The 6960-nt window shown below is 71.4% G+C and carries 7 protein-coding genes and 1 pseudogene; 4 read left to right on the plus strand and 4 right to left on the minus strand.

Annotated elements, in window-relative coordinates:
* Nucleotides 1–933 (plus strand): chitinase (locus tag EAD89_RS29630; protein ID WP_147458893.1); only part of this gene is annotated, 933 nt, incomplete at its 5' end.
* Nucleotides 934–966: 33 nt separating this feature from the next.
* Here the strand turns inward: EAD89_RS29630 and EAD89_RS29635 are convergent.
* The gene (locus EAD89_RS29635) at nt 967–1638 is read right to left on the minus strand and encodes a DedA family protein (protein WP_121677983.1); all 672 of its coding nucleotides are present in this window, start codon (nt 1636–1638) and stop codon (nt 967–969) included.
* A 97-nt stretch (nt 1639–1735) separates the two neighbouring features.
* Nucleotides 1736–2350 carry a DUF1349 domain-containing protein gene (locus EAD89_RS29640; RefSeq protein WP_121677985.1) on the minus strand — a complete coding sequence of 205 codons (615 nt, stop codon included), beginning with the start codon at nt 2348–2350 and terminating at the stop codon, nt 1736–1738.
* 93 nt (nt 2351–2443) lie between these two features.
* Here EAD89_RS29640 and EAD89_RS29645 point away from each other — a divergent pair, with 93 nt between their 5' ends.
* A complete protein-coding gene (locus EAD89_RS29645; protein WP_121657379.1) occupies nt 2444–4096 on the plus strand; it encodes an alpha-amylase family protein in 1653 nt (550 codons plus the stop codon).
* A 56-nt stretch (nt 4097–4152) separates the two neighbouring features.
* The gene (gene fabG, locus EAD89_RS29650) at nt 4153–4911 is read left to right on the plus strand and encodes a 3-oxoacyl-ACP reductase FabG (RefSeq protein ID WP_121657380.1); all 759 of its coding nucleotides are present in this window, start codon (nt 4153–4155) and stop codon (nt 4909–4911) included.
* Nucleotides 4912–5011: 100 nt separating this feature from the next.
* Here the strand turns inward: fabG and EAD89_RS29655 are convergent, their stop codons facing one another.
* Nucleotides 5012–5428 (minus strand): hypothetical protein, encoded by a 417-nt coding sequence (locus EAD89_RS29655; protein ID WP_121657381.1) that lies wholly within the window; start codon nt 5426–5428, stop codon nt 5012–5014.
* Nucleotides 5421–5851 (minus strand): annotated as a pseudogene (locus EAD89_RS29660) (hypothetical protein). The gene EAD89_RS29655 and the pseudogene EAD89_RS29660 overlap by 8 nt, the downstream one beginning before the upstream one ends.
* A 214-nt stretch (nt 5852–6065) precedes the next feature.
* On the opposite strand from EAD89_RS29660, the gene EAD89_RS29665 reads away from it, so the two are divergent.
* The coding region (locus EAD89_RS29665) for a Gfo/Idh/MocA family protein (protein WP_147458894.1) at nt 6066–6960 on the plus strand (895 nt) is incomplete at its 3' end.

Genomic DNA, 6960 nt, shown 5'->3' on the forward strand with positions numbered 1-6960 from the left:
TGCTTCGGCAGGCCGACGGACCCACCCACCGGCGGCCTGCCGAAGCACCTGCTCACCGGCTACTGGCACAACTTCGACAACCCAGCCGTCGAGCTGCGGCTGCGCGACGTCCCCGCCGAGTACGACCTCGTCGCGGTCGCCTTCGCCGAGGCCACCGCGACGCCGGGGGCGCTGACCTTCGGCGTCGACCCGGGGCTCGCCGCGGCGCTCGGCAGCTACACCGACGCGGACTTCACCGCCGACGTGCGCACCCTGCACTCCCGGGGCAAGCGGGTGATCCTCTCGGTCGGCGGTGAGACCGGCCGGGTCACGGTCAACGACGCCGCCTCGGCCACCGCGTTCGCCGACACCGCCGCCGCGCTGATCGCCCGCTACGGCTTCGACGGCATCGACATCGACCTGGAGAACGGGCTCAACCCGACCTACATGGCGCAGGCGCTGCGCGCGCTCCGGGCCAGGGTCGGCGCCGGCCTGATCATCGCGATGGCGCCGCAGACCATCGACATGCAGTCCCCGGGCGGCGGCTACTTCAAGCTGGCCCTGGACATCAAGGACATCCTCACCGTGGTCAACACCCAGTACTACAACTCCGGGGCGATGCTCGGCTGCGACCAGAACGCCGCGTACGCCCAGGGCACGGTGAACTTCATCGTCGCGCTGGCGTGCATCCAACTGGAGGCGGGGCTCCGGCCCGACCAGGTCGGCCTCGGCCTGCCCGCCGGTCCCGGCGCGGCCGGCGGGGGCATCGTCGCGCCCAGCGTCGTCAACGCGGCGCTGGACTGCCTGGCCCGGGGCACCAACTGCGGCAGCTTCCGGCCGCCGCGCACCTACCCCGGCATTCGCGGCGCGATGACCTGGTCGGTGAACTGGGACGTCAGCAACGGCAACGGTTTCGCCCGTACGGTTGCCCCGCACCTGGACACCCTGCCCTGAGCCGACCCCACCCCCGGCACGGGCGGACGCGGATCAGCGACCGGCGGTCACCGACCGCCGGTCGTCGCGCTCCCGGCGTCGGCGCATCTTGCGGATCACCCAGGTGGCCACCATGACGACGAAGACCGCGACGATCGCGTAGTTGAACCAGTCGCTGTAGCGTTCGACGTCCTGCCAGCGGCTGCCCAGCGCGTAACCGGCCCCGACGATGAGCGTGTTCCACACCCCGCTGCCGATCGTGGTGAGCAGGATGAACTCGCCCAGCGGCATCCGGTTCGCCCCGGCCGGAACGGAGACCAGGCTGCGGACCACCGGCACCACCCGGCCGATCAGCACCGCCCACCGGCCGTGCCGTTCGAACCACTCGTCGGCCTTCTCCAGGTCGTCGCGGTCCACCAGGGGGATGCGGTCGAGCCAGCGCTTGAGCCGCTCCTCACCCAGTGCCGCGCCGAGCCAGTAGAGCACCAACGCACCGACCAGCGAGCCGACCGTCGCGGCCACCACCACGAGCACCACGTTGAAACGGCCCTCGCTGGCCAGGTAGCCGGCGAGGGCCAGCACGATCTCGCTGGGAATGGGCGGGACGATGCTCTCCAGCGCCACCAGCAGCGCCACCCCGACCGGGCCCATCCCCTCGATCACGGTGGCCACCCAACCGGTCAGCCCGGTGAACTTGGCCGGGTCGACATTCTGGGCGAGCGCCATGGTCGTCCTTCCGGGTCGGCGGCCGGGGATCAGATGGTCATACCCGATGGGCGCTTCGCCACACCTACCGGTGAGTCGGGCCACACTGCCGTGCCGGTCAGTGCTCCGGGTGCAGCGCGGTGTCGGCCGGCCCCTGCCGCCAACCGGTGAACACCACGGTGAGGCCGTCGCGGACCGGCGCGCAGCAGAACGGCCCGGCCATGGCCTCGGCCTCCGGGTCCAGTGGGGCGAGGCGGACGAACCGCCACGGTTCGTCGTCCACCCGGGCGCGGACGGTCAGCGCGTCGCCCGCCCGGCTCACCCGGACGGTCACCTCCCGACCCGCCCACTCCGGCACCGGCGCCACCGACCAGTCGGAGAACTCCCGGGTCACCACCGCGCCGAGTTGGAGTTCGCCGTCGCTCACCTCGACGCCCGCCTTGGTCCAGTTCCGCTCGTCCACCCGGACCAGCGCACCGGCCTGGTCGAACTGCCCGGTGAGGTCGAGCCGGAAGCTCACCTCCATGGCGCTGCCGACCGCCAGCGGTGCCAGCAGGGCGGGCCCGTTGTCGTGCACGAAGCCGTAGCTGGTCCGCCGCCAGAAGTCACTCTCCGCCGCCGGTTCGACGATCAGCTCTCCGGCCGGGCCCTCCTCGACGCGGACCGGCGGATACAGCCAGCCGCCCCGGGCCCAGTCCAACGGTTCACTCGGCGGTACGAGGTCGATCTCCATGACCGGCACGGTACCGGCCGAGAGCGACCGTCCGGGCTCCGCCGCCCGCCGGCCGGGTTTGCCACGGTGATCGACCGGAGAAGTTCATCCGGCATGGGTGACCGTTGGTATTCCGAAGCCGTCGTCTACTGCCTCGACATCGACACGTACGCCGACTCCGACGGCGACGGCGTCGGTGACATCCGTGGCCTGATCGGGCGGCTGGACTACCTGGCCCGGCTGGGCGTGACCTGCCTGTGGCTGCACCCGATCCACCCGTCGCCGAACCGCGACGACGGCTACGACGCCACCGACTTCTACAACGTGGACCCGCGCTTCGGCACCCTCGGCGACTTCGCGGAACTGCTGCACCAGGCGCAGAACCGGGGCATCCGCGTGATCATCGACCTGGTGGTCAACCACACCTCCGACGAGCACCCGTGGTTCCAGTCCGCCCGCTCCTCGCCGGACTCGCCGTACCGCGACTGGTACGTCTGGTCCGACACCGAGCCGGACGACCGGCACCAGGGCATGGTCTTCCCCGGTGAGCAGAACGAGACCTGGAGCTACGACCGCACCGCCAAGGCATGGTTCTACCACCGGTTCTACAAGTTCCAGCCGGACCTCAACTTCGCCAACCCGGAGGTCCGGGCGGAGATCAAGAAGATCATGTCGTTCTGGCTCCAGCTCGGCGTCTCCGGCTTCCGGATGGACGCGGTGCCGTTCATCATCGAGCTGACCGAGCCGGGCAACCCGAACTCGCCGAAGGACTTCGAGTTCCTCACCGAGATGCGCCAGCACGTGCAGTGGCGGCGCGGCGACGCGGTCCTGCTGGCCGAGGCGAACGTCGAGCCGGACCAGCTGCCGACGTTCTTCGGTGACGCCGGCGGTTCCGGCAACCGGATCCACATGCTCTTCGACTTCATGCTCAACGGTCGACTCATGCTCGCCCTCGCCCGCCAGGACCCGGAGTCGCTGGTCGAGGCGTTGCGCGACACCCCGACGCTGCCGGTCGGTGGGCAGTGGGCGACCTTCCTGCGTAACCACGACGAGATCGACCTGTCCCGGCTCACCACCGAACAACGCAACCAGGTGTACGCGCAGTTCGGCCCGGACGAGAACATGCGCATCTACGACCGGGGCATCCGTCGCCGGCTCGCCCCGATGCTCGGCAACGACCGGCGTCGCATCGAGCTGGCGTACGCCCTGCAGTTCTCGCTGCGCGGCACGCCGGTGCTGCGCTACGGCGAGGAGATCGGGATGGGCGAGGACCTGTCGCTGCCCGGTCGGGAGGCGATCCGTACCCCGATGCAGTGGTCGTACCAGCCGAATGCCGGCTTCTCCACCGCGGACCCGGAGAAGCTGGTCCGCCCGGTCATCGACAAGGGCGAGTTCGGCTACCAGACGGTCAACGTCACGGCTCAGCGCGGTGATCCGAAGTCGCTGCTCGCCTGGTTCGAACGCATGATCCGGACGCTGCGGGAGGCGCCGGAGGTGGGCTCCGGCTCGACGACCCACATCGACGTGCCGTTGCCGGCCGGAGTGCTGGCGCACCGGGCGGACGGGCCGACCGGGACCATGGTCTTCCTGCACAACCTGGGCACCGACGACGTCGAGGTGGACCTGAGCAGCCTGGAGGCGGAGGCCGACCTGCCGAACGACGTGCTCGCCGACCGCGGCTACGGCGAGTTGGGCAAGCTCGGCGCGCTCAAGCTTTCCGGCTACGGCTACCGCTGGATCCGGCTCTGCCGGGGCGCGACCCGCTGACTCCGACAGGGACGGGTTAAGCTCCATCGATCGAGCCAAGTTACCGGGAGGTAATCATGTCGGAGGAGCCCCGCGTCGCCATCGTCACCGGAGCCGCACGCGGTATCGGTGCGGCCACCGCCCGCCGGCTGGCCGCCGACGGGATGGCCGTCGCCGTGGTCGACATCGAGGAGGCGGCCACCAAGGAGACGGTGGACGCCATCGCCGGCGCCGGCGGCCAAGCGCTCGGCGTGGGCGCCGACGTGTCCGACCGGGCCCAGGTCGAGGCGGCCGTGGAGCGGATCGCAACCGAGCTGGGCGCGCCCACCGTGCTGGTCAACAACGCCGGGGTGCTCCGCGACAACCTGCTGTTCAAGATGACCAACGCCGACTGGGACACGGTCATGGGTGTGCACCTGCGCGGCGCGTTCCTGTTCAGCCAGGCCGCTCAGAAGCACATGGTGGACCGCAGGTGGGGGCGGATCGTCAACCTCTCCAGCACCTCCGCGCTGGGCAACCGGGGCCAGGCGAACTACGCCGCCGCCAAGGCCGGTCTCCAGGGCTTCACCAAGACGCTCGCCATCGAGCTGGGGCCGTTCGGGGTGACCGTCAACGCGGTGGCGCCCGGCTTCATCGTCACCGACATGACCGCCGCCACCGCCGCCCGGATGAAGGTCGACTTCGAGGACCTGCAGAAGCACGCCGCCGCCGAGATCCCGGTGCGTCGACCGGGCCGGCCGGAGGACGTCGCGCACACCATCTCGTTCCTGGCCAGTGAGGGGGCCGGGTTCGTCTCCGGCCAGGTCATCTACGTGGCCGGCGGCCCGCGCGACTGACCCGTACCTCCGTCGAGGGCGCTTCCCGTGCGGCGGGGAGCGCCCTCGACGCGTGCGCGGGGTCGGCGGCGACCGCCGACCCGCGTTTCCAGCCCGTCGGTCAGGCGGGGTCGCGGCGGGTGCGCCAGAGCCAGAACAGGCCGAGCACCGGCAGCACCAGCGGGATGTAGCCGTACCCGCTGCCGAACTGCGACCAGACCGTCTCGTCGGGGAAGAGTTCCTTGTCGGCCAGGCTCAGGATGCCGACCGCGACCACCCCGACCAGCTCCAGCGAGCAGCAGGCCAGCGCGACCCGCCGGCCGGTGTGCCCGGCACGGGCCAGCCCCACCGCGGCAACGATGTAGATGAGCGCGGCCAGCGCGGAGAGCAGGTACGCCACCGGGGCCTCGTCGAACCTGGTGGCGATCTGGAGGCCCGCCCGGCTGGTCGCCGCGATGGCGAAGAGCAGGTAGACCGCGATCAGCAGCCGGCCCGGACCGGTGTTCGTCGCGCGTCGGGCCGGTCGTGTCTCAACCACCGAGGACCTCCCAGGTCTGCTGCAACCGGACCACCACCACCGGGGCCACCAGGCAGACCGCGCAGACGATCGCCGAACCCCAGCGGGTCGGCTCCATCCGGGCCAGCACCCAGGCCAGCGGCGGCATGCAGACCAGCGTGACCAGGTAGCCGAAGAAGGCGCCGGGCTCGCCGGGCCGTTCCCCGCCGCCGACCGCGACCAGCGCGACCACGGCCAGCGCGAGCAGGATCAGTTCCAGTACGGCCAGGCCGGCGACCTGCACCCGGTCCGGTGGCCGGTGGCGTACCGCCGCCACCAGTGCCCACACCGCGACGAGCAGCGACAGCACGATCGACGCCGTCGCGAGGATCCCGTCCACCGGCGAGTCGGCCGCCGCCGCACTGGTCATCGGCCCCACCTGGTCGTTGCCTCGGTCACCGGCACAGCCTACTAACCGTCGTAGTACCCGAGCGATGCTGCCTCGCTGTCTTTCGCCGCTGTCCTCCGCCGCGCGTTGCTGAGCTGCCCCGGAAACGACGTGGACTCGTGGGCGTCCGGTCGCCGGTTGGTCGACCCGCCGCCGTCACGGCTGCTGGGGAGACTAGCGTGGATCTCGGCCGTGGCGTCGCCGCGGTGAGGGGAAACGGCGGAGGTACACGTGCTGCGGTTCGGCTTGTTCGGCACCGGTCACTGGGCGATCGAGACGCACGGGAAGGCGCTGCACGCCCACCCGGACGCGGAGTTGGTCGGGGTCTGGGGGCGTAACCCGGAGCGGGCCGCCGCGCTGGGCGAGCGGTACGGGGTGCCGGCCTTCGCCGAGGTCGACGCGTTGCTCGACGTGTGTGACGCGATCGCCGTCGCGCTGCCGCCGGACATCCAGGCCGACATCGCGACCCGGGCGGCGGCCGCCGGCCGGCACCTGCTGCTGGACAAGCCGTTGGCGCTCACCGTCGAAGACGCCGACCGGGTGGTCGAGGCAGCCGAGGCGTCCGGGGTCGCCTCGGTCGTCTTCTTCACCCAGCGGTTCCAGCCGAACGTGACCGCGTTCCTCGCCGCCACCGCGGCCGCCGGAGGTTGGCAGCACGGCCGGACCGTCGCGTTCGCCTCGATCTTCCAGGAGGGCAGCCCGTACGGCGGGTCGCTGTGGCGCCGGGAGCACGGCGCGCTCTGGGACATCGCCCCGCACGCGCTCTCCATCATCCTGCCGGTGCTGGGCAAGGTGACCCGGGTGACCGCGATGGACGGGCCGAACGGAATGGTGCACCTGCTGCTCACCCATGACGGCGGCGCCACCAGCAGCGCCTCGCTCTCCCTCGACGCCCCGACCGAGTCGATGACCCGGGAGTTCGTGTTCTACGGCGAGAACGGCATCGAGACCGTCCCGGCCGGCGAGAACGAGCCCGCCACGGCGTTCGGCGTGGCGATCGACCAACTCGTCGAGCAGGTGCAGGCGGGCACCCGCGACCACCGCTGCGACGTCCGCTTCGGCCGCGAGGTGGTCGCCATCCTGGCCGCCGCCGAAACCGCCCGCACCGAATCCCGCACCATCCCCC

It is taken from the genome of Micromonospora sp. BL4 (assembly GCF_003667505.1).
GTDB lineage: Bacteria > Actinomycetota > Actinomycetes > Mycobacteriales > Micromonosporaceae > Micromonospora.

Coding starts and splice junctions, on each gene's coding strand:
- EAD89_RS29635 (WP_121677983.1), bottom strand. CDS start 1,638: ATGGCGCTCGCCCAGAATGTCGACCCGGCCAAGTTCACCGGGCTGACC.
- EAD89_RS29640 (WP_121677985.1), bottom strand. CDS start 2,350: ATGGAGATCGACCTCGTACCGCCGAGTGAACCGTTGGACTGGGCCCGG.
- EAD89_RS29645 (WP_121657379.1), top strand. CDS start 2,444: ATGGGTGACCGTTGGTATTCCGAAGCCGTCGTCTACTGCCTCGACATC.
- fabG (WP_121657380.1), top strand. CDS start 4,153: ATGTCGGAGGAGCCCCGCGTCGCCATCGTCACCGGAGCCGCACGCGGT.